This is a genomic window from Microbacterium sp. CFBP9023 (assembly GCF_034045055.1).
Classification (GTDB): Bacteria; Actinomycetota; Actinomycetes; order Actinomycetales; family Microbacteriaceae; genus Microbacterium.
This window is the reverse complement of record NZ_JAXCWI010000002.1, coordinates 145,964-170,161: the sequence shown is the minus strand read 5'-3', so window position 1 is coordinate 170,161 and position 24,198 is coordinate 145,964. Positions and strand designations below refer to the sequence as shown.

20 protein-coding genes are annotated in these 24,198 nt (G+C 69.1%); 18 read left to right on the top strand and 2 right to left on the bottom strand.

Annotation, left to right across the window (positions count from 1 at the left end; translation table 11 throughout):
• The first annotated feature begins 13 nt into the window (after positions 1–13).
• The 5 genes from SOM10_RS11060 to SOM10_RS11040 all read left to right on the top strand — a co-directional run bounded on the left by SOM10_RS11060 (position 14) and on the right by SOM10_RS11040 (position 6,005).
• Positions 14–1,201: a heparan-alpha-glucosaminide N-acetyltransferase domain-containing protein gene (locus SOM10_RS11060; protein ID WP_320489985.1), complete on the top strand. Its 1,188-nt coding sequence runs from the start codon at positions 14–16 to the stop codon at positions 1,199–1,201.
• On the top strand, positions 1,198–2,034 hold the full coding sequence (locus SOM10_RS11055) for an aldo/keto reductase (protein ID WP_187250521.1): 837 nt from the start codon (positions 1,198–1,200) through the stop codon (positions 2,032–2,034). The genes SOM10_RS11060 and SOM10_RS11055 overlap by 4 nt, the downstream gene beginning before the upstream one ends.
• 76 nt (positions 2,035–2,110) lie before the next feature.
• Positions 2,111–2,680, top strand: a complete 570-nt coding sequence (msuE, locus tag SOM10_RS11050; protein WP_053099190.1) for an FMN reductase — start codon at positions 2,111–2,113, stop codon at positions 2,678–2,680.
• Positions 2,681–2,717: 37 nt separating this feature from the next.
• Positions 2,718–4,517, top strand: a complete 1,800-nt coding sequence (locus SOM10_RS11045; RefSeq protein ID WP_320489981.1) for a thioredoxin domain-containing protein — start codon at positions 2,718–2,720, stop codon at positions 4,515–4,517.
• A 78-nt stretch (positions 4,518–4,595) separates the two neighbouring features.
• Entirely contained in the window at positions 4,596–6,005 is a 1,410-nt protein-coding gene (locus SOM10_RS11040; RefSeq protein ID WP_320489979.1) for an amino acid permease, read from the top strand.
• Positions 6,006–6,033: 28 nt separating this feature from the next.
• Here SOM10_RS11040 and SOM10_RS11035 read toward each other — a convergent pair whose 3' ends face one another.
• On the bottom strand, positions 6,034–7,599 hold the full coding sequence (locus SOM10_RS11035; RefSeq protein ID WP_320489977.1) for a dolichyl-phosphate-mannose--protein mannosyltransferase: 1,566 nt from the start codon (positions 7,597–7,599) through the stop codon (positions 6,034–6,036).
• Between the two features lie 48 nt (positions 7,600–7,647).
• On the opposite strand from SOM10_RS11035, the gene rsmI reads away from it, so the two are divergent.
• The 11 genes from rsmI to SOM10_RS10980 all read left to right on the top strand — a co-directional run bounded on the left by rsmI (position 7,648) and on the right by SOM10_RS10980 (position 20,958).
• Positions 7,648–8,466: a 16S rRNA (cytidine(1402)-2'-O)-methyltransferase gene (gene rsmI, locus SOM10_RS11030; RefSeq protein ID WP_056279993.1), complete on the top strand. Its 819-nt coding sequence runs from the start codon at positions 7,648–7,650 to the stop codon at positions 8,464–8,466.
• Positions 8,466–9,086 carry a class I SAM-dependent methyltransferase gene (locus SOM10_RS11025; protein WP_320489974.1) on the top strand — a complete coding sequence of 207 codons (621 nt, stop codon included), beginning with the start codon at positions 8,466–8,468 and terminating at the stop codon, positions 9,084–9,086. The genes rsmI and SOM10_RS11025 overlap by 1 nt, the downstream gene beginning before the upstream one ends.
• Before the next feature lie 49 nt (positions 9,087–9,135).
• The gene (locus SOM10_RS11020; protein ID WP_320489972.1) at positions 9,136–10,242 is read left to right on the top strand and encodes a LacI family DNA-binding transcriptional regulator; all 1,107 of its coding nucleotides are present in this window, start codon (positions 9,136–9,138) and stop codon (positions 10,240–10,242) included.
• A 178-nt stretch (positions 10,243–10,420) separates the two neighbouring features.
• Entirely contained in the window at positions 10,421–12,091 is a 1,671-nt protein-coding gene (locus SOM10_RS11015) for an ABC transporter substrate-binding protein (protein WP_320489971.1), read from the top strand.
• Positions 12,088–13,068, top strand: coding sequence for an ABC transporter permease (locus SOM10_RS11010; protein WP_285364224.1), 981 nt, complete (start codon positions 12,088–12,090; stop codon positions 13,066–13,068). Before SOM10_RS11015 ends, SOM10_RS11010 begins: the two co-directional genes overlap by 4 nt.
• Positions 13,065–13,979, top strand: coding sequence for an ABC transporter permease (locus SOM10_RS11005; protein ID WP_053097105.1), 915 nt, complete (start codon positions 13,065–13,067; stop codon positions 13,977–13,979). Before SOM10_RS11010 ends, SOM10_RS11005 begins: the two co-directional genes overlap by 4 nt.
• Complete coding sequence (locus SOM10_RS11000) at positions 13,976–15,700, top strand: ABC transporter ATP-binding protein (protein WP_083569357.1); 1,725 nt, start codon at positions 13,976–13,978, stop codon at positions 15,698–15,700. The genes SOM10_RS11005 and SOM10_RS11000 overlap by 4 nt, the downstream gene beginning before the upstream one ends.
• Positions 15,701–15,712: 12 nt before the next feature.
• Entirely contained in the window at positions 15,713–16,882 is a 1,170-nt protein-coding gene (locus SOM10_RS10995) for a glycoside hydrolase family 1 protein (protein WP_053097102.1), read from the top strand.
• 43 nt (positions 16,883–16,925) lie between these two features.
• Entirely contained in the window at positions 16,926–18,467 is a 1,542-nt protein-coding gene (locus SOM10_RS10990; protein ID WP_320489967.1) for a molybdopterin-dependent oxidoreductase, read from the top strand.
• A gap of 38 nt (positions 18,468–18,505) precedes the next feature.
• On the top strand, positions 18,506–20,083 hold the full coding sequence (gene metG / locus SOM10_RS10985; RefSeq protein WP_187250516.1) for a methionine--tRNA ligase: 1,578 nt from the start codon (positions 18,506–18,508) through the stop codon (positions 20,081–20,083).
• A gap of 2 nt (positions 20,084–20,085) precedes the next feature.
• Entirely contained in the window at positions 20,086–20,958 is an 873-nt protein-coding gene (locus SOM10_RS10980; RefSeq protein WP_320489965.1) for a TatD family hydrolase, read from the top strand.
• Here SOM10_RS10980 and SOM10_RS10975 read toward each other — a convergent pair.
• The gene (locus SOM10_RS10975) at positions 20,937–22,196 is read right to left on the bottom strand and encodes an MFS transporter (protein ID WP_320489964.1); all 1,260 of its coding nucleotides are present in this window, start codon (positions 22,194–22,196) and stop codon (positions 20,937–20,939) included. The two genes, SOM10_RS10980 and SOM10_RS10975, sit on opposite strands and share 22 nt — an antisense overlap.
• A 55-nt stretch (positions 22,197–22,251) precedes the next feature.
• Here SOM10_RS10975 and rsmA point away from each other — a divergent pair, with 55 nt between their 5' ends.
• Positions 22,252–23,121, top strand: coding sequence for a 16S rRNA (adenine(1518)-N(6)/adenine(1519)-N(6))-dimethyltransferase RsmA (gene rsmA, locus SOM10_RS10970; RefSeq protein ID WP_320489962.1), 870 nt, complete (start codon positions 22,252–22,254; stop codon positions 23,119–23,121).
• A gap of 9 nt (positions 23,122–23,130) precedes the next feature.
• Entirely contained in the window at positions 23,131–24,198 is a 1,068-nt protein-coding gene (gene mgrA / locus SOM10_RS10965) for an L-glyceraldehyde 3-phosphate reductase (protein ID WP_295105049.1), read from the top strand.

The following is a 24,198-nucleotide window of genomic DNA, read 5'->3' as shown; positions in this document are numbered from 1 at the left end:
GTACGATTCATCCGTGAGCACTGTGTCGAAGCCTCCTCCCGCATCGCGGTGGTTCCACGAGTTCGGGCGGGCTCCGCGCATCCTCGGACTCGACGTCGCCCGAGGGCTGGCGATCCTCGGCATGGCCGGAGCGCACATCGGCGAGACCGAGGCGTTCGATCCGTTCGACCTGTCGACCTGGACCGACCTGGTGCACGGGCGATCGTCGATCCTGTTCGCCGTGCTCGCCGGCATCTCGATCGCCCTGATGACCGGCCGCAGCGTGCTGCCCGATCCCGAGCGGATGCCGAGCCTCCGCCTGCAGCTGATCGGTCGCGGAGCGGTCATCTTCCTGATCGGTCTGGCGCTGGAGATGCTGAACACGCCGATCGCGGTGATCCTCACGCTCTACGGACTGCTCTACGTCGCCGTCATCCCGTTCCTCCGGTGGCAGCCGTGGAAGCTGCTGATCGCCGCCGGCATCCTGGCACTCGCGGCACCGGCGCTGCTCGCATTGCTCGCCGCACTCACCCTGAACCCCACCGGCGCGGGCGTCAGCCTCGTCCTCTACGGCTCGTATCCGATCACCGCGTGGCTCGCGTTCGTCTTCGCCGGTATGGCGCTCGGGCGCCTGCGTGTCGAGAAGCTCGAGACCGCGGCGATCACGCTGAGCGCGGGCGTCGGACTCATGGTCGTCGGCTACGGACTGGGCCTCGTCGGAGGAGTCACCCGCCTCGGCTCCGGCTCGGCGATCTTCGGCGGCGAGCCCGCCGCGGGGTGGAGCAGCTACTCCGACGCGCTGGCCGCAGCGGATCCGGGAGGGGCCGTCGTCCGGGCGATCTTCGCCGTCGAACCGCACTCCGGCGGAACGGCCGAGATCCTCGGCTCGGGCGGGTTCGCGCTGTCGGTCATCGCGCTGTGCGTGCTGCTCAGCGGGCCGTTGCGTGCGGTGCTCCTTCCGCTCGGGGCGTTGGGGTCGATGCCCCTGTCGGCCTACAGCGTGCACGTCGTCTCGGTCGCGCTCGTGGCAGGACCCGGAGGCTTCTTCCCGAGCAACGCCTTCTGGTTGGCGACGGCCGTCGCGCTGCTTCTCGCGACCACGCTGTGGTCGATCCTGTTCGGGAGGGGCCCGCTCGAGAGGCTGGTCGGCTGGGTCGCCTCGAGGATGGCGGCGGTTCCTCCTGGTCGACCTGTCATCACAGGTCGTAGGGTGGATTCATGACGATTCCTGCACTCGAACTGAACGACGGCCATTCCATCCCGCAGCTCGGCTACGGGGTGTTCAAGGTTCCGGCCGACGAGACCGAGCGCGCCGTGAGCGAGGCGCTCGAGATCGGCTACCGCCACATCGACACGGCCGCCATCTACGGCAACGAAGAGGGCGTCGGGGCGGCGATCGCCTCTTCCGGCATCCCGCGCGACGAGCTGTTCATCACGACCAAGCTCTGGAACGACCGCCACCACGACGACGAGCCGCGTGCGGCGATCGGCGAGAGCCTCGAGAAGCTCGGGCTGGATGCCGTCGACCTCTACCTCGTGCACTGGCCCACTCCGGCGAAGGACGACTACGTGCACGCCTTCGCTCGGCTCATCGAGCTGCGCGAGGCAGGACTGACACGCAGCATCGGCGTCTCGAACTTCCTCGTTCCGCACCTCGAGCGCGTGGTGGCCGAGACCGGCGTGACGCCGGCGGTCAACCAGATCGAGCTGCACCCGGCCTACCAGCAGCGCGACGTCGTCGACTGGGCGACCGAGCACGGCATCCGCATCGAGTCGTGGGGCCCGCTCGGCCAGGGCAAGTACGACCTGTTCGGCACGCCGGCGGTGGCCGAGGCGGCGGCGGCGCACGGCGTCACCCCCGCGCAGGCGGTGCTGCGCTGGCACCTGCAGCGCGGATTCATCGTCTTCCCGAAGTCGGTGCGCGCCGAGCGCCTGCGCGAGAACCTCGACGTGTTCGGGTTCGAGCTCACCGACGCCGAGGTCGCGGCGATCGACGCCCTCGACCCGCTCGACGGCTCTGGTCGGGTCGGATCGCACCCCGACGACGTGAACTGACACGCTCCGTGTCGACAGATGACGCCCCGTGTCGCTTCCCGCGACACGGGGCGTCGTCGTGAGTAGCGTCGTCCGCATGACAGCTCCCTACCGCGTCGTCGCCGTCTCCGGATCTCTGCACGAGCCCAGCAAGACCACGGCGCTCATCCGTGCGATCGCCGGGGCGATCGCCGAGCGCGCCGAGGTCGAGATCGAGGTCATCGAGCTCACCGACATCGGCCCGTCGCTCGCAGGAGCGCTGCGTCGCGACCAGCTTCCGGCGCGCGTCGAGGAGAAGCTGGTGGCGATCGAGGCGGCAGACCTGCTGATCGTGGGCAGCCCCGTCTACCGCGCATCCTTCACCGGCCTCTTCAAGCACTTGTTCGACTTCGTGGGTCAGTACGAGCTCGTCGGCAAGCCGGTGCTGCTCGCGGCGACCGGCGGCGGCGAACGCCACGCGCTCATCATCGAGCACCAGCTGCGGCCGCTGTTCGCGTTCTTCCAGGCGCTGACGCTGCCCCTGGGTGTCTACGCCAGCGACACCGACTTCGACGGCTACGTGATCGCCTCCGACGTGCTCCACGCGCGCATCGCCCTCGCGGCCGAGCGTGCGCTGCCGCTCGTCGGCTATGCGGCATCCCGGCCGGCGGAGCTGCTCGTCTCCTGACCGTCTCGTCAGACGCCGATCGGCGTAGCGTGGACGTATGACGAACCGGCTCGCCGACACGCTCAGCCCGTACCTCCGCGCCCACGCCGACAATCCCGTCGACTGGTATCCCTGGGGCCCGGAGGCCTTCGCCGAGGCGCAGCGCCGCGATGTGCCGCTGCTGATCTCGATCGGGTATTCGACCTGCCACTGGTGTCATGTGATGGCCAGGGAGTCGTTCGCCGACCCCGACACGGCTGTGCTGATCAATCGCGACTTCGTCGCGGTGAAGGTCGACCGCGAGGAGCATCCCGACGTCGACGGCGCCTACATGGCGGCTGCCTCGGCGTTCACGCAGAATCTCGGTTGGCCCCTCACCGTCTTCACGACGCCGCGGGGCCGCACGTTCTACGCCGGAACCTACTGGCCGCCCGAGGCACGACAGCCGATGCCCGCGTTCCGTGACGTGCTCGCCGCGGTGCAGGAGGCGTGGACCCAGCGCCGTGCCCAGGTCGAGGAGTCTGCGGATGCCGTCACGGACGCCCTCGCCCGCGCAGGCGCCTCGACGCCCTCCGATCTTCCGGACGCCGATGCTCTCGCCGGCGCGGCGCGGACGATCGCGGCTCGGGAGGATCGCAGCTTCGGCGGTTACGGCGATGCGCCGAAGTTCCCGGTCGCGACGACCCTGAGGATGCTGCAGACACCGCTCGTGCGCAGAGAGGCCCCGGATGCCGCCGAGTCGGCCGACCGGGCGCTCGCCGCGATGGCCGCCTCCGATCTGCGCGATGCCGATGGGGGGTTCTTCCGCTACGCGACCCGACGTGACTGGAGCGTGCCGCACTACGAGCGGATGCTGACCGACAACGCGCAGCTGCTCGACGTGGCGCTCGACGCGGGTGACGACGCGACCGCACGCGGCATCGCCGACTTCCTCCTGGGCACGCTGCGCAGGGCGGGCGGCGGGTTCGGCGCGGCTCAGGACTCGGAGTCGTGGATCGACGGCGAACGCAGCGAGGGCGGCTATTACCTGCGACCGCCCTCCGAGAGGACCGGTCTCGAGCTCCCTGCCGTCGACGGCAAGGTCATCACAGGATGGAACGGTCTGGCCATCACCGGTCTCGCCCGCGCGGGAGCTTCTCTGGCGGAGGGGTTCTGGGTGCAGGCCGCGGCCGAGGCTGCCGAGTACGTGCTGCGAGTCAACAGGGACGCGACCGGGGCTCTCGTGCGGGCCTCGCTCGACGGGGTCGCCTCGGGTGCGGTCGCCACCGCGGCCGATGTCGCTCTCCTGGCCGACGGGCTGTTCGCGCTCGCCGCGGCCACGGGCGAGGCGGCGTGGGCGGTGGAGGCACGCACACTGCTCGACGCGGCGATCGAGGGCTTCGAGGGCGACCCGCTGCTCGCCGAGCACGGCATCGCCGCAGCGCCCGATCAGACCGACGGCGATCTGCCGTCGGATGCGGCGGCCGTGGCTGCGGCATCCCTCACCGCCTGGCGTCTCGGCGCGGGGGATCGGTATCGCGAGGCAGCCGCGGAACGCGTGCGCGAGCATGCCGCGCCCGCCATCGCACAGCCGTTCGCGCACGGCAGCCTGCTGCGCGTGGCAGCGGGTCTCGTCGATGCGCCGAGGCAGCTCGTCGTCGTCACCGAGACGCCCGAGGGCGCACTCGCCTCGGCAGCCCGCAGGGCCGACGCGGACGTCGTCGCGATCGTCACCCCGGAGCAGGCCCAGGCATTCGCGGATGCCGGCTTCGAGCTGTTCGACGGCAAGGGCGACGCGATGGAGCAGGCGTTCGACTGCCGCTCGTTCGTGTGCCGGCTCCCGGTGCGCGACCCCGCAGACCTCCCGCTCGCGCGGTGAGCTCAGGCTGCGATCCTGGACGGCGGGCGGAGCCGCGTAGGCTGAGCAGTCTGCTCATCGCACGCAGGAGGCACGCGCATGACCGAGGTTCCCACCACGACGACCACGACCAAAGGTCTGCACCCCGGGCTGACCCGTCGGCAGATCTCGATGATGGGACTCGGCGGGGCGATCGGCGCCGGACTGTTCGTCGGGTCGGGACAGGCGATCAGCATCGCCGGTCCTGCCGTGCTCATCTCGTACCTCGTGGCCGGCGGCATCGTCGTGCTGATCATGGCGATGCTCGCCGAGATGGTCGCCGCCCGCCCGAGCTCAGGAGCCTTCAGCTCATACGCGCAGAAGGCGATGGGCCGCAGCGCCGGCAGCGCGGTCGGGTGGCTCTACTGGATCCAGCTCGTCGTCGTGATCGCCGCCGAGGCCACCGGCGCCGCCGGGATCATCGCGGCCTGGATCCCCGGCATCCCGGCCTGGGTGTGGGTGCTCGTCTTCGTCGTCGCCCTGACCGCGGTCAACCTCTTCGGGGTGCGCAACTACGGCACGTTCGAGTTCTGGTTCGCGGCGATCAAGGTCGCGGCGATCATCGTGTTCCTCGTGGTCGGCGTGTGCGCGATCCTGGGCTTCATCCCCGGCGTGCCCGCGACCGGCATCGGCAATCTCGTCGACAACGGCGGCTTCGCCCCGAACGGCCTCACGGGCATCGCGGCGGCGCTCCTCATCGTTGTCTTCGCGTTCGGCGGCACCGAGGTCGTCGCGATCGCGGCGGCGGAGTCCGACGACCCCGCACGCAACATCCGCCGGATCGTGCGCGAGGTCCTCGTGCGCATCCTGATCTTCTACGTCGGCTCGATCTTCGTGATCGTGTCGGTGCTCCCGTGGAACGATCCCGCCGTCAAAGACGGTCCCTTCTCCGCAGTGCTCGACACTCTGCAGCTGCCGGGCGTCGGCCTCGTGATGGACCTCATCGTCGTGATCGCGCTGCTGTCGGCGATGAACGCGAACATCTACGGCGCGTCGCGGATGGCGTACTCGCTCGGTGAGCGCGGGCTCGCACCGCTCGCGGCGACGCGCACGACGTCGACGGGCGTGCCGGTCGTGGCCGTGCTCGCCTCCGTCGCGTTCGGCTTCATCACGGTCGGGCTGAACTGGGCGTTCCCCGATGTGGTGCTGCCGGCGCTGCTCAACGTGGTCGGATCGACGCTGCTCATCATCTGGACGGCGACGGCGGTCTCGCAGATCATCCTCCGCCGCCGTGCCGATCGTGAGGGTGCGGCGATGCCGATGCGCATGTGGGGCTTCCCCTGGCTGTCGTGGCTCTGCCTGGCGCTGCTCACCGGAGTGATCGCGCTCACCATGATCGACGAGGCTGCGCGTGTGCAGCTGCTGCTCACGATCGGCCTCACTGCGGTGCTGCTGGTCGTCGCCCGCCTGACACGCGGTGTCTCTCGCCCGGGGGTGGCCGGCGAGCGCGACGGAGTGGTCGAGGGCTGACCGCGCGCACGTGCTGCCGCTGGTCGGGTCAGATCCAGCCGGGCAGCCAGTTGTGCAGGAGCCAGAACTGGTAGGGCACGCTCATGCCGGTCCACACCGGGTAGAAGAACGCGGAGACCAGCACCACGACGGCGAGGAAGACGATCACGGTGCGCTCGCCCGACTGCCGGCGGTGCAGCGGATCCTCCCGGCGTCCCGCGATCTGACGGAGAACGACCGCGAGTGCGAGCACGAGGAACGGCGCCATCGCGACCGTGTAGAACTGGAAGATCGTCCGCTCAGGGAACAGCAGCCAGGGCACGTACGTCGCCGCGAGCCCGACCAGGGGGAACGTGAGGGCTGGACCGACGGGGCGACGTTCGGCCCACCCGCGCACGAGGCGGTAGAGCAGGTAGAGAGCCGCGGCGACACCGGCGTACCAGATCAGCGGGTTGGGGATCGTCGAGATCACCGCGATGCAGTGATCGACGCCGCAGGGCCCGGGGTCGCTGCCCACCCAGACGGCTGTGGGGCGCAGCAGCAGAGGCCACTCCCACGCGGGGCTCGCGTACGGGTGGCCCTTGCTGAGACCGACGTGGAAGTTCAGAATCGCCTCGTGGTAGTTCCACAGCGCGATCAGCGGATTCGGATCGCTCTGCCGGGCATAGCCCCCGGCGGTGACGAGCCACCCCGTCCAGCTGGCGAGGTAGGTGGCGAGCGCCGGCATCACGAGCAGCACGAAGGAGACCGGTCCCTGACGGAGGGCGGCCGCGGTGGGCCAGAGCACGACGCCCGCGCGGCGTCGTGCCAGAGCATCCGTCACCACGACGTACAGGCCGAAGGCCGCGAGCGCATAGAGCCCCGACCACTTCACGGCGCAGGCGGCGCCGAGCGCGACACCTGCGGCGATCAGCCACGGACGCCGCCAGAGCACAGGACCCCACATCGGCGCAGGGAAGTCGGGGTCGGTATCGGGGTCTGCGCGTTCCAGCACGGGGATCACCCGGTCGCGGTCGATCAGGATGAAGAGCGCGCCGAGCATGAGGAAGAACGTCAGAGGGCCGTCGAGCAGGGCCGTGCGACTCATCACGATGCTGAGGCCGTCGATCGCCAGCAGGGTGCCGGCGACCGTCGCCACCACGATCGAGCCGGTCAGGCGGCGGGCGACCAGATAGACGAGCAGCACGGTGGCGGCGCCCAGCAGTGCCGTCGCGATGCGCCAGCCCACCGTGTTGTCGGGTCCTCCGATGGCCATCCCCAGGGCGATCAGCCATTTGCCCAGGGGCGGATGCACGACGAACGACCCGGCATCCGACAGCGGCAGCTGCTGCAGTGTGATGAACGCCTCGTTCGCATCCTTGCCCCAGGTGCCTTCGTATCCGAGAGTCCACAGCGACCAGGCGTCCTTGACGTAGTAGGTCTCGTCGAAGGCGAGCTGGTGCGGATGGCCGAGGTTGACCAGGCGCAGCACGGCGGCCAGGGCCGTCACCACGAGCGGCGCGAACCAGCGCACCATGCGCCCCCAGTCGGGGTCCTGCAGCACACGGTCGCGCAGTCGCTCGTAGCGCGTCAGTCGCTGCTCGGGCGGAGGCAGCAGAGGCAGGGGCGCGGTCACCGCACCAGCCTAGACACTCCGCCGCTGGGCGCCGCCTAAGCTGGGCGGGTGATCATCCTCGCCGCAACACCGATCGGAAACCTCGGGGATGTCTCGCGTCGCCTCGTCGAGGTGCTGGAGAACGCCGAGGTCGTCGTCGCGGAGGACACGCGCACCACGCAGCGGCTCATGCAGGCTCTGCAGATCTCGAACCGCCCCCGGCTGATCGCACTCCATGATCACAACGAGAAGCAGAGAGCGGCGGAGCTCGCCGCACTCGCGGTCGAGACGGATGTCGTCGTCGTGAGCGACGCGGGGATGCCGGCCATCAGCGACCCCGGGTACGGGCTCGTCGCCGAGGCGGTCGCTCAGGGAGTGACGGTGACGGCGATCCCGGGGCCGAGCGCAGTGCTGATGGCGCTCTCCATCTCGGGACTGCCGACCGACCGCTTCACGTTCGAGGGGTTCCTGCCGCGCAAGCCCGGGGATCGGCGCTCGACGCTGCGGGCGCTCGCCGCAGAGCCACGCACCATGGTCTTCTTCGAATCTCCCGCCCGCCTGGCGTCGTCGCTCGCCGATATGGGCGCAGCCTTCGGCGACGACCGCCGCATCGCCGTCTGCCGCGAGCTGACCAAGTTCTACGAAGAGGTGCGCCGCGGCACCTCCGCCGAGCTCGTCGAGTGGGCGACGGCGGGCGTCAAGGGTGAGATCGTCGTGGTGGTCGAGGGTGCAGCGCCTCGTGAGGCGTCGGCGGAAGACGCTCTCGCGCAGGTGCAGCGACTCGTGGCATCCGGCGTGCGTCTGAAGGAGGCCTGCGCCGAGGTCGCCGCGGCGACGGGCCTGTCGTCGCGCGACCTGTATCAGGCAGCGCTCGCCGCGCGCAGCTGATGGAAGGCACCTCGGACGCGGGCGTCGCCGCTGCCTACGACGAGCGGGCCGCGGAGTACGTGAAACTCGCCGGTGCGATCGAGCAGATGGATGCCCGGGATGCTGCGGTCATCGAGGCCTGGCGTGACACGGCCTCCGGCCTGCTGCTGGATGCCGGCTGCGGGCCCGGGCACTGGACCCAGCTCCTGAGTCTCGGCGAACGCGTGGCGCAGGGGATCGACCTGTCGGAGGAGTTCATCGCGACGGCGAGGAAACGGCATCCGGGCATCTCCTTCGACGTCGGCTCGTTCCGCGACCTGCCGTTCGCGGCGGGGTCGGTCGGAGGCATCCTCGCCTGGTACTCACTGATCCACACCTCGCCGGCTGACATCCCCGGGATCCTCGAAGAGTTCGCCCGCGTGCTGGCTCCCGGAGGCAGCATCCTGATCGGCTTCTTCGACGGCGAGCCGCGCGAGCCGTTCGCGCATGCCGTCGCTCCGGCGTACTTCTGGTCTGCCGACGCGCTCGCCGGGCTTCTTGCCGACGCGGGCTTCGAGGTCGTGTCGAGTGACACCCGGGGCCGCGAACCCGGCGAGATCAGCGCCCGCCCTCACGGCTCACTCGAAGCACGCAGGCGGTGACTCGCTCGCCGGGTAGCCTGGTGCACACGCAAGCGGAGGAGGACCGAGCGTGAGCAAGAGGGCGACCGTCTACGACGTCGCAGACCGCGCCGGAGTGTCGATCGCGACGGTCTCCCGCGTGCTGCGGCAGCCGGATGCCGTGCGCCCCGCCACGCGCGAGCGCGTGCTCGACTCCGTCTCGGCGCTCGGCTACGTGCCCAGCGGCAGCGCGCGCGGTCTGGCCGAGCGCCGCACCGGCGTGCTCGGGCTGTACTTCCCCGGTTTCGATGCCTCGGAGGACGCGCCCGTCCTCGACGTGCTGGCCGATGACCAGGGCGAGGCGCCGCCGTTCACGGTCGAGCAGGCGTCCCCCGACGCGGGCGCACCGCATCCGACCATGCTGTTCCTCGACGAGGTGCTGCGGGGAGCGGAGCTCGAAGCCTGGAAGCAGGGTTTCGTGCTCATGATCGGCGTCGGCCGTGACGATCCGACGCGCGAGACCGTCCGGGACATCGCCGGGCGCGTCGACGGGCTGATGGTGCTGGCGCAGAGCGTGCCCGACGACGTGCTCGCCCGGCTCGCTCAGCGGATCCCCGTGGTGGTGCTCTCGGGGCCGGCGCGCGGCGACAGCTACGACCACGTGACCGTCAGCAACGCCGAGGCGATGTCGGAGCTGACCAGACTGGTGCTCGCGCAGGCCGATCAGGGGACGCTCGCTTTTCTCGCCGGCCCCGAGGACTCGCCCGACGGCGCCCAGCGCTGGGAGGGTTTCGCCGCGGCGGTCGCCGAGACGGGCATCGCGACGGACGCCGTGACGGTGCTGCGCGGCGACTTCACCCGCGCATCCGGGCGGCGGGCGGCCGAACAGCTGATCGCCGACGGCGTCCCCGCCGCACTCATCGCCGCGAACGACCAGATGGCCCTCGGGGCGATCGACGCGTTCCGATCGGCTGGCATCCGCGTGCCCCACGATGTCCGGGTCACGGGCTTCGACGGCATCGAGGCGGCGGGGCTGTCGCGTCCCGCCCTCACCACTGTCCGCCAGCCGATGATCGATCTCGGGCGGGCGGCCGTGCAGCTGCTCTCGCGACGTCTCGAGAACCCGGACGGCGAGCCGATGACGGTGCGCCTGCCCGTGCAGATCCTCGTCCGCGAGAGCTCCCAGCGCCCCGACTGAGACGGGATTTGACACCGCTCCCACGCCGGTCGTCGCAGGGGAGTGGGGGCTCTCGGTGTCATGCGAGGGGGTTGCAGCGGTCAAATGTATGCGCTTACAATTGCTGATGCGGCTTCGGTCGCGGGGTGCCCCGACCCGTGGGACCCCCTTCATGACACAGACGACATGAGGTGGCAGTGTGGCGAAGACGCACATGCTCCGGCGCTGGCGGAGAGCCGCGATCGTGGGACTGGCGGCAGCGGCCGTCGTGCTCAGCGGTTGCAGCATCCAGATCAGTTCGCAGCCCGATCCATCGATCGGCGACGACACGATGCTCATCAACGCGGACAAGGGGAACCCGTTCTTCACGCGGAACTTCAACCCGTATCTCACCAACACGCGCACCGCGTCGCGGTGGATCTATGAGCCCCTGATCCTGGTGAACCCGCTCGACGGAACCGAGAACCCGTGGCTCGCGAGCGAATGGTCGCAGCCCGATGCCCGGACGGTCGTGATGACGATCCGCGATGACGTCGAGTGGAGCGACGGCGAGAAGCTGACGCCCGACGACGTGGCGTTCACGTTCCAGCTGCTGAAGGACAACCCCTCCCTCGACATCAAGGGCGCCTGGCAGCACCTCGAGACCGTCGAGGTCGACGGCGACGACGTCATCATGCACCTGCAGACCGATGACGCGCCCTCGCTGCCGATCCTCGGCCAGACCATGATCGTGCCGGAGCACCTCTGGTCGGACGTGAAGGACCCGGGCACGTACCGCAATGAGAACCCGGTCGGCACCGGCCCGTTCGTGCTGGGCAACTACAACGACCAGCAGTACTCGATGGACAAGAACCCCGACTACTGGCAGGCCGACAAGATCGAGATCGAGCACATCATCCTGCCGTCGACGAACTCGCAGCTCGACACCGTCACCCGCGGCTACGACTGGGCGTACTCGTTCATCTCCGACGTCGAGGGCACGTGGGGTGCGGCCAGTGAGAACAACGACTGGTGGTTCCCGCCGGGAGGCGTGATCGCGCTGATGCCGAACCTCGAGGTCGCGCCGTTCGACGACGTGAACGTGCGCCGCGGCATCGCCCTCTCGCTCGACCGCGAGGAGATCGCCGAGACCGCCTCCGAGGGCTACATGGAGCCCGCAGGGCAGACCGGCCTCGTGCTCCCGAACCAGGAGGAGTTCCTCGACCCCGGCATCCCCGATCAGGGCATGATCACGCAGGACAGGGATGCCGCACTCGCGGCCTTCGCCGAGGCGGGGTACACCCTCGACGGCGACCGGCTGGTGAGTGCAGACGGCGAGCAGCTCGAGTTCGCGCTCACGACGGCCAACGGATTCTCCGACTGGACCCGCGCGGCGCAGACCGTGCAGAGCCAGCTGGCGAAGGTCGGCGTCAAGGTGACGCTCAAGCTCCCTCAGCCGGCCGGCTACCAGAGCGCCATCAGCAACGGCGACTTCGAGATGGCGATCGGCGGTATGGGCAACGGCGACGTCTACCAGGCGTACAACAACCTGCTCTCGAGCGAGTTCTACGTGCCCTCCGGGTCCGGCGAACCCACCGCCAACAACTTCGAGCGGTACCGCTCGGACGAAGCCGACGCGCTGCTCAAGGAGTACCGCGAGACCGTCGACCCCGCGCGCCAGACCGAGATCGTGCAGGAGCTGCAGGCCATCGTCTACGAGGAGATGCCGGTCATCGGCCTCTACTACGGCGGCATCTGGGGCCTGTTCAACGACTCCAAGTTCACCGGCTGGCCCTCAGAGGATGACCCGTACATGATCCCGCAGAACTACGACTCGGCACCGCTGGGCATCTTCACCCGGCTCGAGCGCGTGAAGGAGGACGACCGATGAAGTACGTCTTCCAGAAGATCGGGCTGTTCGTCCTCACGCTGTGGGCGGCCATCACCCTGAACTTCTTCCTTCCGCGACTGATGCCCGGCTCGCCTGCCGACGCCGCCATCGCCAAGCTCTCGCAGAACGGCCCGGTGTCCGATGCGACGCGCGCCGCGATCGAGGCGCAGCTCGGTGTGCCGACCGGCTCGATCTGGGATCAGTACGTCGCCTACCTCGGTCAGGTCGCACGACTCGACTTCGGTGTCTCGTACACGTTCTACCCTCAGACCGTGTCGAGCATGGTCTCGACCGCGCTGCCGTACACGATCGGCCTCGTCGGCATCGTCACGATCCTCGCGTTCGTGATCGGCACCCTGATCGGCACCGCCGCCGCCTGGCGCCGCGGCACGTGGCTGGACTCGCTGCCGACGCTGACCGGCTCCTTCCTCAGCACCTTCCCCTACTTCTGGACAGCGCTGCTGCTGCTGTTCTTCTTCGGGTACGTGCTGCACTGGTTCCCGACCACCGGCGCGTATTCGGCGACGACCACGCCGGGCTTCACCTGGGACTTCTTCATCGATCTCGTGCAGCATGCGGTCCTCCCGGCGGTCACGATCCTGTTGACCTCTCTCGGCGGATGGATCATCGGCATGCGCAACGCGATGATCAACACCCTGGGTGACGACTACGTGACGTTCGCCGAGGCGAACGGCCTGCACGGTCGCACCATCGCCCTCCGCTATGCCGCACGAAACGCGATCCTGCCGAACCTCACCGGCTTCGGGCTCACGCTCGGCGGCGTGGTCGGCGGATCGATCCTCGTGGAGCAGGTGTTCGGCTATCCCGGCATCGGATACCTGCTCTTCAACGCCGTGATCGGGCAGGACTACCCGCTCATGCAGGCGCTCTTCCTGATGATCACCGTCAGCGTGCTCGTCGCCAACTTCCTCGTCGACATCCTGTACGGCGTGCTGGATCCAAGGACCCGCCGATGACCTCCACCATGAATGTCAAGGTTCCCTCCGACCGGATCGCGGCTCCCAGCCCGTGGCGCTCGTTCGCCCGGATGGTGGGCACCCTCTGGTCCAACGGCAAGGCCCGCCTGGGCCTCATCATCCTCGGTCTGTTCGTGCTGGTGGCGGTGTTCGCTCCGCTGCTCGCCCCGTACGGACCGAAGGAGAACACCTTCGAGCGCAACGCCGACGCGTCGGCCGCGCACTGGCTCGGCACCACCGCCGCCGGCGAAGACGTCTTGAGTCAGCTGATCTACGGCTCGCAGATCAGCCTCCTGGTCGGCATGGCCGCCGGCATCCTCTCGACGATCGTCGCCGTGCTGATCGGGCTCAGCTGGGGCTACATGCGCGGATTCCTGGGCGAGGTGGTCGGCTTCATCGTCAACCTCTTCCTGGTGATCCCCGGTCTGCCGCTGATGATCGTGATCGCCGCGTACCTGCAGAACGGCGGCATCCTGATGATCATCGCGGTGATCGTCGTCACCGGCTGGGCCTGGGGTGCGCGCGTGCTGCGCAGCCAGACGCAGTCGCTGCGAGGCAACGACTTCGTCACCTCGGCGCAGTTCTCGGGTGACAGCAGGGCGCGCATCGTGTTCCGCGAGATCCTGCCGAACATGACCTCGATCATCGCGGGCACGCTCTTCGGAGCGGCGACCGCGGCGATCCTCGCAGAGGCGGGCCTCGAGTTCCTCGGGCTCGGCGACTCGAGCATCGTCAGCTGGGGCACCATGCTCTACTGGGCGCAGAACTCCAACTCGCTGCTCACCGGGCAGTGGCTGCTGCTGTTCGCCCCTGGTCTCTGCATCGCCCTGCTCGCCCTGAGCCTGACACTGATCAACTTCGGCGTGGATGGGATCTCCAATCCGCGCCTGCGAGAGGGGAAGGGCCGATGAGCGCCATGGAAGCGAACATCCCCACGGATGACGTGCTGCTCGATGTCCAGGGCCTGTCGGTCGAGTACGCCTCGCCCGGCACCACGCCGGTCACCGCCGTCGAGGACGTCTCGTTCACGCTGCGTCGCGGCGAGTTCGTCGGTCTCGTCGGCGAGTCCGGCTCGGGCAAGTCGACGCTCGGCTTCGCGCTGACACGGCTCCAGAAGCCGCCGGCTCGCATCAGCGGCGGGCGCATCCTGTTCGACGGGCGCGACATCCGCGAGCTCGACGCCGAGGAGCTGCGCCGTCAGCGCCAGGGCGGGTTCGCGATGGTGCTGCAGTCGGGCATGAACGCGCTGAACCCGGTGCGCACGATCGGCAACCACTTCCGCGACATCTTCGCCGCGCACGGACACGTGGCCCGCGACGATCGGGATGCGAGGGCGCGCGAGCTGATCGGCAAGGTCGGTCTCGACCCCGCAGTGCTGGCCAGATACCCGAGCGAGCTCTCGGGCGGCATGCGGCAGCGCACCTCGATCGCGCTGGCACTGTCGCTCGAGCCGCAGCTGATGGTGTTCGATGAGCCGACCACGGCGCTCGACGTGCTCGTGCAGCACGCCGTCATGGACACCATCAAGGATCTCCAGCGCACCGAGCACTTCACCGCGATCCTCATCAGCCACGACCTGGGCATCGTGCTCGAGGCGACCGATCGGGTGATGGTCATGCATGAGGGTCGGATCGTCGAAGACGCGCCGAGCCTCGACATCCTGCAGCGTCCTCAGGACGAGTACACGCGGATGCTGCTGAGCCACTACGCCGATCCTCGGGCCGAGTCGATCTCGATCCCCGGGTTCGTCGACCTCGGCACGCGCCGTCGCGAGGGGCGCTCACGCACCGACCTGACCGAGACCCTGCCCACCGTGTCGCAGCGCGACACGCGCCGGGCGGACGCCGCGATCGTGGTCGAGGGCGTGTCGAAGCGGTATCCGGCTCCGCGTCGGGGCGAGCAGCCCGTCACCGCGGTCGACGATGTGTCGTTCCGACTCGAACCCGGCGAGGCCCTGGCACTCGTCGGCGCCTCCGGCTCGGGCAAGTCGACGATCGCGAAGCTGATCACCGGTGTCGAGAAGCCGACCGAGGGCACGGTGCGCTTCGGCGATGTCGACGTCGCGGCCCTGCGCCGTGCGGGCCTGCGCGACCTGCGCAAGGACGTGCAGATGGTGTTCCAGGATCCGTATGCCGCGCTCAACCCGCTGCACACGGTGGAGTACGCGCTGAGCCGACCGATCCGCAACTACACGCCGTTGCGCGGTGACGAGGCGAGAGCCCGCGTGCTCGAGCTCCTCGAGACCGTGGGCCTGACACCTGTCGAGCAGTTCGCGGCCAAGCTGCCGCATCAGCTCTCAGGCGGTCAGCGTCAGCGCGTGGTCATCGCCCGGGCGCTCGCGAGCGATCCGCAGGTGCTGATCGCCGACGAGCCGGTGTCGATGCTCGACGTGTCGCTGCGTGCCGGAGTGCTCGCGCTGCTCGAAGACCTGCGCGAGAGGTGGGGCATCAGCATGCTCTACATCACGCACGACCTGCTCAGCGCGCGGCTCGTCACCGAGAACATCCTCGTGCTCAACGGCGGTCGCGTCGTCGAGCGCGGTGAGACCTCTCAGGTCCTCCAGCATCCGGAGGACCCGTACACGGTGCAGCTGCTCGACGCCGTGCCCAACCCATCCCGAATCTCGAAATAGAGAGGAGCACTCGTGCTCACATTCCCTGACGGCTTTCTCTGGGGCGCTGCGACCGCAGCCCATCAGGTGGAGGGGAACAACACGACCAGCAACTGGTGGGCCATGGAGCATGCTCCGGGCTCGACGATGGTGGAGCCCTCGGGCGATGCCGCCGACCACTTCCACCGGTACCCGGAGGACATGCGGCTGCTGGCGGATGCCGGTCTGAACTCGTACCGCTTCTCGATGGAGTGGGCGCGCATCGAGCCCGAGCGCGGCTTCGTGTCGCGGGCGATGCTGGATCACTACCGCCGCATGATCGACACGGCCCGGGAGAACGGTCTGGACCCGACGGTGACGCTGATGCACTTCACGGTGCCGCAGTGGTTCCAGAAGGACGGCTTCTGGCGTGCGGACGACGCGGTCGACCTGTTCTCCCGCTACGTCGAGACCGTGCTGCCGATCCTCGAGGGCGTGACCTACGTCTGCACGATCAACGAGCCGAACATCGCGGCGATGCTCGCCGGGGGAGAGGACGCCTCGAACCTCGTCGCCTTCGGACTGCCGAACCCCGACCTCGCCGTCGCGGACACGCTGCTCGACGCGCACCACCGGGCCTCCGAGATCCTGCATTCCGTCTCGGGCGTGCAGGCCGGATGGACGATCGCGACGCAGGCCTTCCACTCCACCGGTGAGCCGGGGGCGGACGAGATGCTGGCCGAGTACGGCGACCCCCGCGACCACTGGTACCTCGATCAGTCGGCCGGTGACGACTTCGTCGGCGTGCAGGCCTACACCCGCACCTTCATCGGCCCCGAGGGTCCGCGTCCGGTCGCCGACGACGTCGAGACCACGCTCACCGGCTGGGAGTTCTTCCCCGAGGCGCTCGAGATGGGCGTGCGCAGCGCGTGGGAGCGCAGCGGCGGCGTGCCGGTGCTCGTCACGGAGAACGGCATCGCGACCGGCGACGACACGCGGCGCATCGCCTATACCCAGGGCGCTCTCGAGGGACTCCACCGTGCCATCTCCGACGGCATCGAGGTCAAGGCCTACCAGCACTGGAGCGCACTCGACAACTACGAGTGGGCGAGCGGATTCCGCCCGACCTTCGGCCTGATCGGCTTCGATCACGAGACGTTCGAGCGTTCGCCGAAGCCCTCGCTCGCCTGGCTCGGAGAGGTCGCACGCCGCAACGGGCTCTGAGCCGCACGACCCCGGGGCCCAGCCCCGGGGTTACGCTCTGATCATGACCCACGCAGTCCGCGCGAAGCGCGGAGACAGGCTTCGATCGGCGGCCGCCGGCTTGAGCGCGGCCGTCGTCGCGGTCGGCCTGGCAGAGCTGGTCGCAGCGATCGTCGAGCCGAGCGCGAGCCCCTTCGCCGTGATCGGCAGCGGTCTCATCGATCTCGCCCCCAGCTGGGCTAAGGATGCGGCGATCGCACTGTTCGGCACCGGCGACAAGGTGGCGCTGATCACCGGGATAGCGGTGGTCCTCGTCGGGGTCGCCGCGCTCGCCGGCATCCTGGAATCCCGCCGCGCGGGCGTGGGATCCGCGATCCTCGCCGCTCTCGGCGTGCTGGCGCTGGTGGCCGCGATGATCCGTCCGGGCGCGGGCCCCTTCGCCTGGCTCCCCGGTCTCGTCGCCGGCGCGACCGCGGTCGTCGCGCTGCGGCTGCTCATGCGCAAGGTGCATCCGATCCCCTATCTCCGCGCCGAGCATGAGGAACGCCGCCAGTTCCTGCTGTGGACCGCCGGCGTCGCCGCGACCGGCGTCGTGGCGCTCGTCATCGGCAGCGCAGCCCGCGGCGCGACCAGGTCGATCGAGGCGATCCGCTCGACGTTGCGGCTGCCGAAGGCTGTCGCCCCCGCGCCGATGGTGCCGGTCGGTGCAGAGCTCGACATCCCCGGCCTGGCTCCTGTCGTGACCCCCAACGCCGAGTTCTACCGCATCGACACCGCACTGATCGTGCCGCGCATCGACCCGGCCGACTGGTCGCTGCGCATCCACGGGATGGTCGATCGCGAGATCGTGATCACGTGGGACGAACTGGTCGCGCTGCCGATGCAGGAGTCGCACGTCACCCTCGCCTGCGTGTCGAACCAGGTCGGCGGGGACCTGATCGGCAACGCCCTCTGGCTCGGTCATCCGGTGCGCGATCTGCTCGCGAGAGCGGGAGTCGATCCCGACGCCGACATGGTGCTGTCGACCTCATCCGACGGGTTCACGGCCTCGACGCCGATCGAGGCGCTCACCGACGAGCGCGATGCCCTGCTCGCGGTCGTCATGAACGGCGATGCGCTGCCTCTCGAACACGGCTTCCCGGTGCGCATGGTGGTGCCGGGCCTCTACGGCTATGTGTCGGCGACCAAATGGGTGACGGACCTCGAGGTCACCCGGTTCGACCGCACGACCGCCTACTGGACCGACCGCGGATGGTCGGAGCGCGGACCGGTGAAGCTGCAGTCGCGCATCGACGTGCCCCGGCGGGGGACCAGGATCGAGGCCGGCGACGCCGTCATCGCGGGCATGGCGTGGCAGCAGCACGTGGGCGTCGAGGGTGTGGAGGTGCGGATCGACGACGGTGAGTGGCGTCGCGCCGAGCTCGGCGCCGCGATCTCCGACGACACCTGGGTGCAGTGGCGTCTCGACTGGGCGGCCGAGAGTGGAGCGCACACGATCGAATGTCGCGCGATCAGCGCCGACGGGGAGACGCAGACCTCGGATCCGGCCGATGTCGTGCCCGACGGCGCCCAGGGGTGGCACCGCATCGAGGTGTCTGTCGCCTGAGCGTAACGACCCCCTGCATCCCACCTAGAATTGTCCCCATGCCCGCAGGCGAATCGTTCTACATCACCACGCCCATCTACTACCCCTCCGATGTGCCCCACATCGGTCACGGGTACACCTCGGTGGCGGTCGACGCGCTCGCGCGCTGGCACCGGCAGGGCGGCGATGACACCTGGATGCTGACGGGCACCGACGAGCACGGCCAGAAGATGCTCCGTGCCGCGGCCGCGAACAACGTCACTCCGCAGGAGTGGGTCGACAAGCTCGTCACCGAGGCGTGGTTCCCCCTGCTCGAGACGCTCGACGTCGCGAACGACGACTTCATCCGCACGACGCAGGAGCGCCACGAGACCAACGTGCAGACGTTCTTCCAGCGTCTCTACGACCGTGGCTACATCTATGCGGGCGAGTACGAGGCGCTGTACTGCGTGGGCTGTGAGGAGTTCAAGCCCGAGTCCGAGATCGTCGACGGCACCGGTCCGTTCGAGGGCCTCAAGGTCTGCGCCATCCACTCGAAGCCGCTCGAGCTGCTGCAGGAGAAGAACTACTTCTTCAAGCTGAGCGAGTTCCAGGACCGTCTGCTCGAGCTCTACAAGACCCAGCCCGACTTCGTGCGCCCCGATTCGGCGCGCAACGAGGTCGTCTCCTTCGTCAGTCAGGGTCTCAAGGACCTCTCGATCTCGCGCTCGACGTTCGACTGGGGCATCCCGCTGCCGTGGGACGAGTCGCACGTCATCTACGTCTGGGTCGATGCGCTGCTCAACTACGCCACCGCCGTCGGCTACGGCTCCGATCAGGAGACCTTCGACCGCCGCTGGCCCGCCTATCACGTGGTCGGAAAAGACATCCTGCGCTTCCACGCGGTGATCTGGCCGGCTCTGCTGATGGCCGCAGGGCTCGATGTGCCCAAGGGCGTGTTCGCGCACGGCTGGCTGCTCGTCGGCGGCGAGAAGATGTCGAAGTCGAAGCTCACCGGCATCGCGCCGACCGAGATCACCGACGTCTTCGGATCCGACGCCTACCGCTACTACTTCCTCTCGGCGATCGCGTTCGGCCAGGACGGCTCGTTCTCGTGGGAGGACCTCTCGGCCCGCTACCAGGCGGAGCTCGCCAACGGCTTCGGCAACCTCGCCTCGCGCACCACGGCGATGATCGAGAAGTACTTCGAGGGCATCGTACCGCCGCCCGCCGACTACACCGAGAAGGATCTCGAGATCCAGAGGATCGTCGCGGATGCCGCCTCGAATGCGGATGCCGCGATCGAGCAGTTCCGCATCGACGAGGCCATCTCGTCGATCTGGACGATCGTCGACGCTCTCAACGGCTACATCACGGAGAACGAGCCGTGGGCATTGGCACGGGACGAGGCTCAGCGCGGCCGTCTCGGCACCGTCCTCTACACGTGCGCCGAGGGACTTCGCGCGCTCGCCGTGCTGCTCTCGCCCGTGATGCCGCAGTCGACGGAGAAGCTCTGGGTCGCCCTCGGCGCCGCAGAGAGCCTCGGACGTCTGCAGGACCAGCCGATCCGCGAGGCCGGAGCCTGGGGCGTGCTGCGTCCCGGCACCAGCGTCAACGGTCTCACCCCGCTGTTCCCGCGCGTGGAGTCCACCGCCTGAGCATGACGTACGTGCAGCAGCGAGACGGCGACGGACGCAAGGATCTCCGGTACCCCGCGGCTCCGGAGCCCCTTGCCGTGCCCGTCTACGACAATCACGCGCATCTCGAGATCCTCGACGGCGATGAGCCGCTGTCGCTGACCGAGCAGCTCGATCGTGCGGCGGCCGTGGGCATCGCCGGGGTGGTGCAGGCATCGGGTGACATCGAATCGTCCCGGTGGGCGGTCGAGGCCGCCGAGTCGGACCCGCGTGTGCTCGCGGCTGTCGCGATCCACCCGAATGATGCGCCCGTCTACGCCGAGGAGGGTCGTCTCGATGAGGCCATCGCGGTGATCGACGAGCTCGCGGCGCACCCGCGAACGCGGGCGATCGGCGAGACGGGTCTCGACTTCTTCCGCACCGAGCCCGAGCGCCGAGCGCCGCAGTTCGAGTCGTTCGAGGCGCACATCGCGCTGGCGAAGAAGCACGGCATCGCGATGCAGATCCACGACCGTGACGCGCATGACGCGGTGCTCGAGACGCTGAGTCGCGTCGGGGCGCCCGAGCGGACGGTCTTCCACTGCTTCTCCGGCGACGATGCGATGGCAAGGATCTGCGCGGATGCGGGCTACCACCTGTCCTTCGCCGGCAACGTCACGTTCAAGAACGCGCAGAACCTGCGCGACGCGCTGAAGGTGACGCCCCTGGACCGCATCCTCGTCGAGACCGATGCGCCGTTCCTCACCCCGACGCCGCTGCGCGGTCGTCCGAACGCCCCCTATCTCGTGCCGATCACGGTGCGGTTCATGGCGGCGGAGCTCGGCATCGAGGTCGACGAGCTGTCGACCCGACTCGCCGCGAACACCCTGCGGGTCTACGGCTCGTTCACCGACTGATCCGCCGGTGCGGCACTGACGATCTGCGAGATCGGCTTCCAGACCAGGACAAGGGTCAGCGCGGCGCCCACGAAGGCGAACCACCACGGAGCCGTGAGACCCCAGACCTGGGCGATCACCCCGCCGAGGGCCTGGCCGATGACCATTCCGCCGAACACGCCGACCATGTTGACCGAGGCCACGCGGCCCTGCAGCTCGGCGGGGACCAGACGCTGACGGACGGTCGTCGAGATCGTGCCCCACACGAACGCGTAGGCGCCGAACACGAACATGATCACGAGCGCCACCCAGCCCGCGGTGGTGAGTGCGAACGCGAGGTGCATCAGCACCTCGAGCGAGAGGACGACGCGCATCAGCGTCGCGAACGACACGTGGCGTTCGAGCCAGCCGAAGCAGAGGGTGGCGAGGATTCCTCCGGCCGCCGAGGCGGTCGTCAGGGCGCCGTAGCCGACCGCGCCCATGTTCAGATACTCCGTGGCATAGAGCACGAGCACGCCCCACGGGGCCGCCCAGGTGACGTTGAAGACGAGGATGATCAGCACCAGCATCCGCACCGGCGGGTTCTGCCACAGCCAGCGGAGTCCCTCGCCGATGTCGGTGTGCACGTGCGACTTCACGCCGTCTCCCGTTGACCGGGGCGGCACGGGGGTGCGGGCCATGCGCGAGATCAGCACGACCGCGAGGAGGACGCAGAGGATCTCGAGCAGGAACGGCCACGCCGCGCCGGCGGCGAAGAGGAACGCGCCGAGCGGCGGCCCGGCGAACTGGTTCGCGACGAGATACCCGGCCTGCAGTCGGGCGTTGCCGATGCCGAGGTCGGCCGGCTTCACGAGCATCGGCAGCAGCGTGCTGCCGGCGGTGTCGACGAAGACCTCCGCCGTGCCGTAGAGGATGGCCACGGCGAGCACGATCCAGATGTTCGCGGTTCCGGTGAGCAGGAACGCGCAGAGCCCCGCGAGCACCACGGCCCGTGCCGCGTTGGCGAACATCACGAGGCGCCGACGGTCGAACCGGTCGGCGATGGCTCCGGCGTGCAGCCCGAACAGCAGCCACGGGAGGAACTGCAGGATCGCCCCGGACGCGACGAGGATGGGCGACGACGTCATCGACGCGATGAGCAGGGGAGCGGCCGCGAGGGCGACGCCGTCTCCGACGTTGCTCGTCCACGATGACGCGAGCAGCCAGCGGAAATCCCTGCCCATGCGCCGTGGTGCGATCAGTTCACCGAGGGAGGGCATCACAGCAGACTACTGGGCGGCTCGGACACCGGCGGGGGTGGGGGACAATGGAGCAATGACAGTCACCCTGCTCGGCGCCACCGAGATCCGCCGCCTCGCCGCTGAGCTCGACGTCACCCCGACCAAGAAGCTCGGACAGAACTTCGTCGTCGACGCGAACACCGTGCGCAAGATCGTGCACGCCGCCCGCGTCCAGCCGGGGGAGCGGGTCGTCGAGGTGGGCCCGGGGCTCGGCTCCCTCACCCTTGCGATCCTCGAGGCCGGCGCATCCGTCACCGCTGTCGAGATCGATCACCGGCTCGCCGCCCGGCTCGCCCAGACCGCCGAGGAGCATGGCGTTCCCGCCGACATGCTCACGGTCGTCGACGCCGACGCGCTGCGCATCACGGAGCTGCCGGGCGAGCCGACCGTGCTGGTCGCGAACCTGCCCTACAACGTCTCGGTCCCCGTGCTGCTGCACTTCCTCGAGAACTTCTCCTACCTGAAGCGCGGTGTCGTGATGGTGCAGGCCGAGGTCGCCGAGCGCATCGCGGCCAAGCCGGGCTCCAAGATCTACGGCACCCCGAGTGTCAAGGCCGCCTGGTACGGCGAGTGGAAGCTGTCGGGCACCGTGTCCCGTCAGGTCTTCTGGCCGGTGCCCAACGTCGACAGCCTCCTCGTCGGCTTCGACCGGTCGGAGGGCGAGCGCGGCACAGAGGACGAACGCCGACTCACCTTCAAGATCGTGGATGCCGCCTTCAACCAGCGCCGCAAGATGCTGCGACAGGCGCTGTCCGAGCTCTTCGGCAGCTCCGCCGCGGCATCCGAGATCCTGATCGCGGCCGGAGTCGCGCCGACCGCTCGTGGCGAGGACCTCACGGTCGATGACTATCACCGTATTGCGCGGCACGTCGCTCAGATCGAAGACGCCGTCGTCACCGACTAACCTGGCACCGTGACCGACTCTCCTCGCTTCCGTCCGAACATCCCCGAGCTGCACCGGCCGTACGCCGCCGACGAGAGCCGCTACCAGCAGTTCGAGTACCGCCAGGTGGGCACCTCGGGGCTGTTCCTGCCGCCCATCTCGCTGGGCCTGTGGTGGAACTTCGGCGACAACATCCCGCTCGACAACCAGCGCGCGCTGCTGCGTCACGCCTTCGACCGCGGCATCACGCACTTCGATCTCGCGAACAACTACGGCCCGCCCTACGGCTCGGCCGAGAAGAACTTCGGCCGCATCTTCGCCGAGGACTTCCGCCCCTACCGCGACGAGCTGATCATCTCGTCGAAGGCGGGCTGGGACATGTGGCCGGGTCCGTACGGCGACTTCGGCAGCCGCAAGTACATCCTCGCGAGCGCCGAGCAGTCGCTGACCCGCATGGGCCTCGACCACGTCGACATCTTCTACTCGCACCGCGCCGATCCCGTGACGCCGGTCGCCGAGACGATCGGGGCGCTCGACACGCTCGTGCGCCAGGGCAAGGCCCTCTACGTCGGCATCTCGTCGTACAGCGCCGAGCGCACGGCCGAGGCCGTCGCCGTCGCCACCGACCTCGGCACCCCGCTCGTCATCCACCAGCCCGCCTACTCGATCCTCAACCGCTGGGTCGAAGACGGCCTCACCGACACCCTCGAGCAGTCCGGCGTCGGTGCGATCGCGTTCACACCTCTCGCGCAGGGGCTCCTCACCGACAAGTACCTCGGCGACGGCACGGCCGCCCGTGCGCAGAAGCGCGGTTCGCTGCCGGATGCGCCGCTGTCGGATGCCGCCGTGCAGACCCTCCGCTCGCTCAACGCCATCGCCGAGCAGCGCGGGCAGTCCCTGGCGCAGATGGCGATCCAATGGACGCTGCGCAACCCGGTCGTCGCCTCCGCGCTGGTCGGGGCATCGCGTCCCGAGCAGCTCGACGAGAACATCGCCGCCGTCAACGGTCCGGCATTCACCGACGACGAGCTCGGCCGCATCGACGAGGCGGCCGGTGCCATCGACGTCGACCTGTGGGCGACGTCGACGGAGCTGTGA

Excerpts from the sequence above, each read along its gene's own strand:
- SOM10_RS11055 (WP_187250521.1), top strand. The coding sequence starts at position 1,198 with ATGACGATTCCTGCACTCGAACTGAACGACGGCCATTCCATCCCGCAG.
- msuE (WP_053099190.1), top strand. The coding sequence starts at position 2,111 with ATGACAGCTCCCTACCGCGTCGTCGCCGTCTCCGGATCTCTGCACGAG.
- SOM10_RS11045 (WP_320489981.1), top strand. The coding sequence starts at position 2,718 with ATGACGAACCGGCTCGCCGACACGCTCAGCCCGTACCTCCGCGCCCAC.
- SOM10_RS11040 (WP_320489979.1), top strand. The coding sequence starts at position 4,596 with ATGACCGAGGTTCCCACCACGACGACCACGACCAAAGGTCTGCACCCC.
- SOM10_RS11025 (WP_320489974.1), top strand. The coding sequence starts at position 8,466 with ATGGAAGGCACCTCGGACGCGGGCGTCGCCGCTGCCTACGACGAGCGG.
- SOM10_RS11010 (WP_285364224.1), top strand. The coding sequence starts at position 12,088 with ATGAAGTACGTCTTCCAGAAGATCGGGCTGTTCGTCCTCACGCTGTGG.
- SOM10_RS11005 (WP_053097105.1), top strand. The coding sequence starts at position 13,065 with ATGACCTCCACCATGAATGTCAAGGTTCCCTCCGACCGGATCGCGGCT.
- SOM10_RS11000 (WP_083569357.1), top strand. The coding sequence starts at position 13,976 with ATGAGCGCCATGGAAGCGAACATCCCCACGGATGACGTGCTGCTCGAT.
- SOM10_RS10990 (WP_320489967.1), top strand. The coding sequence starts at position 16,926 with ATGACCCACGCAGTCCGCGCGAAGCGCGGAGACAGGCTTCGATCGGCG.
- metG (WP_187250516.1), top strand. The coding sequence starts at position 18,506 with ATGCCCGCAGGCGAATCGTTCTACATCACCACGCCCATCTACTACCCC.
- SOM10_RS10980 (WP_320489965.1), top strand. The coding sequence starts at position 20,086 with ATGACGTACGTGCAGCAGCGAGACGGCGACGGACGCAAGGATCTCCGG.
- SOM10_RS10975 (WP_320489964.1), bottom strand. The coding sequence starts at position 22,196 with ATGCCCTCCCTCGGTGAACTGATCGCACCACGGCGCATGGGCAGGGAT.
- rsmA (WP_320489962.1), top strand. The coding sequence starts at position 22,252 with ATGACAGTCACCCTGCTCGGCGCCACCGAGATCCGCCGCCTCGCCGCT.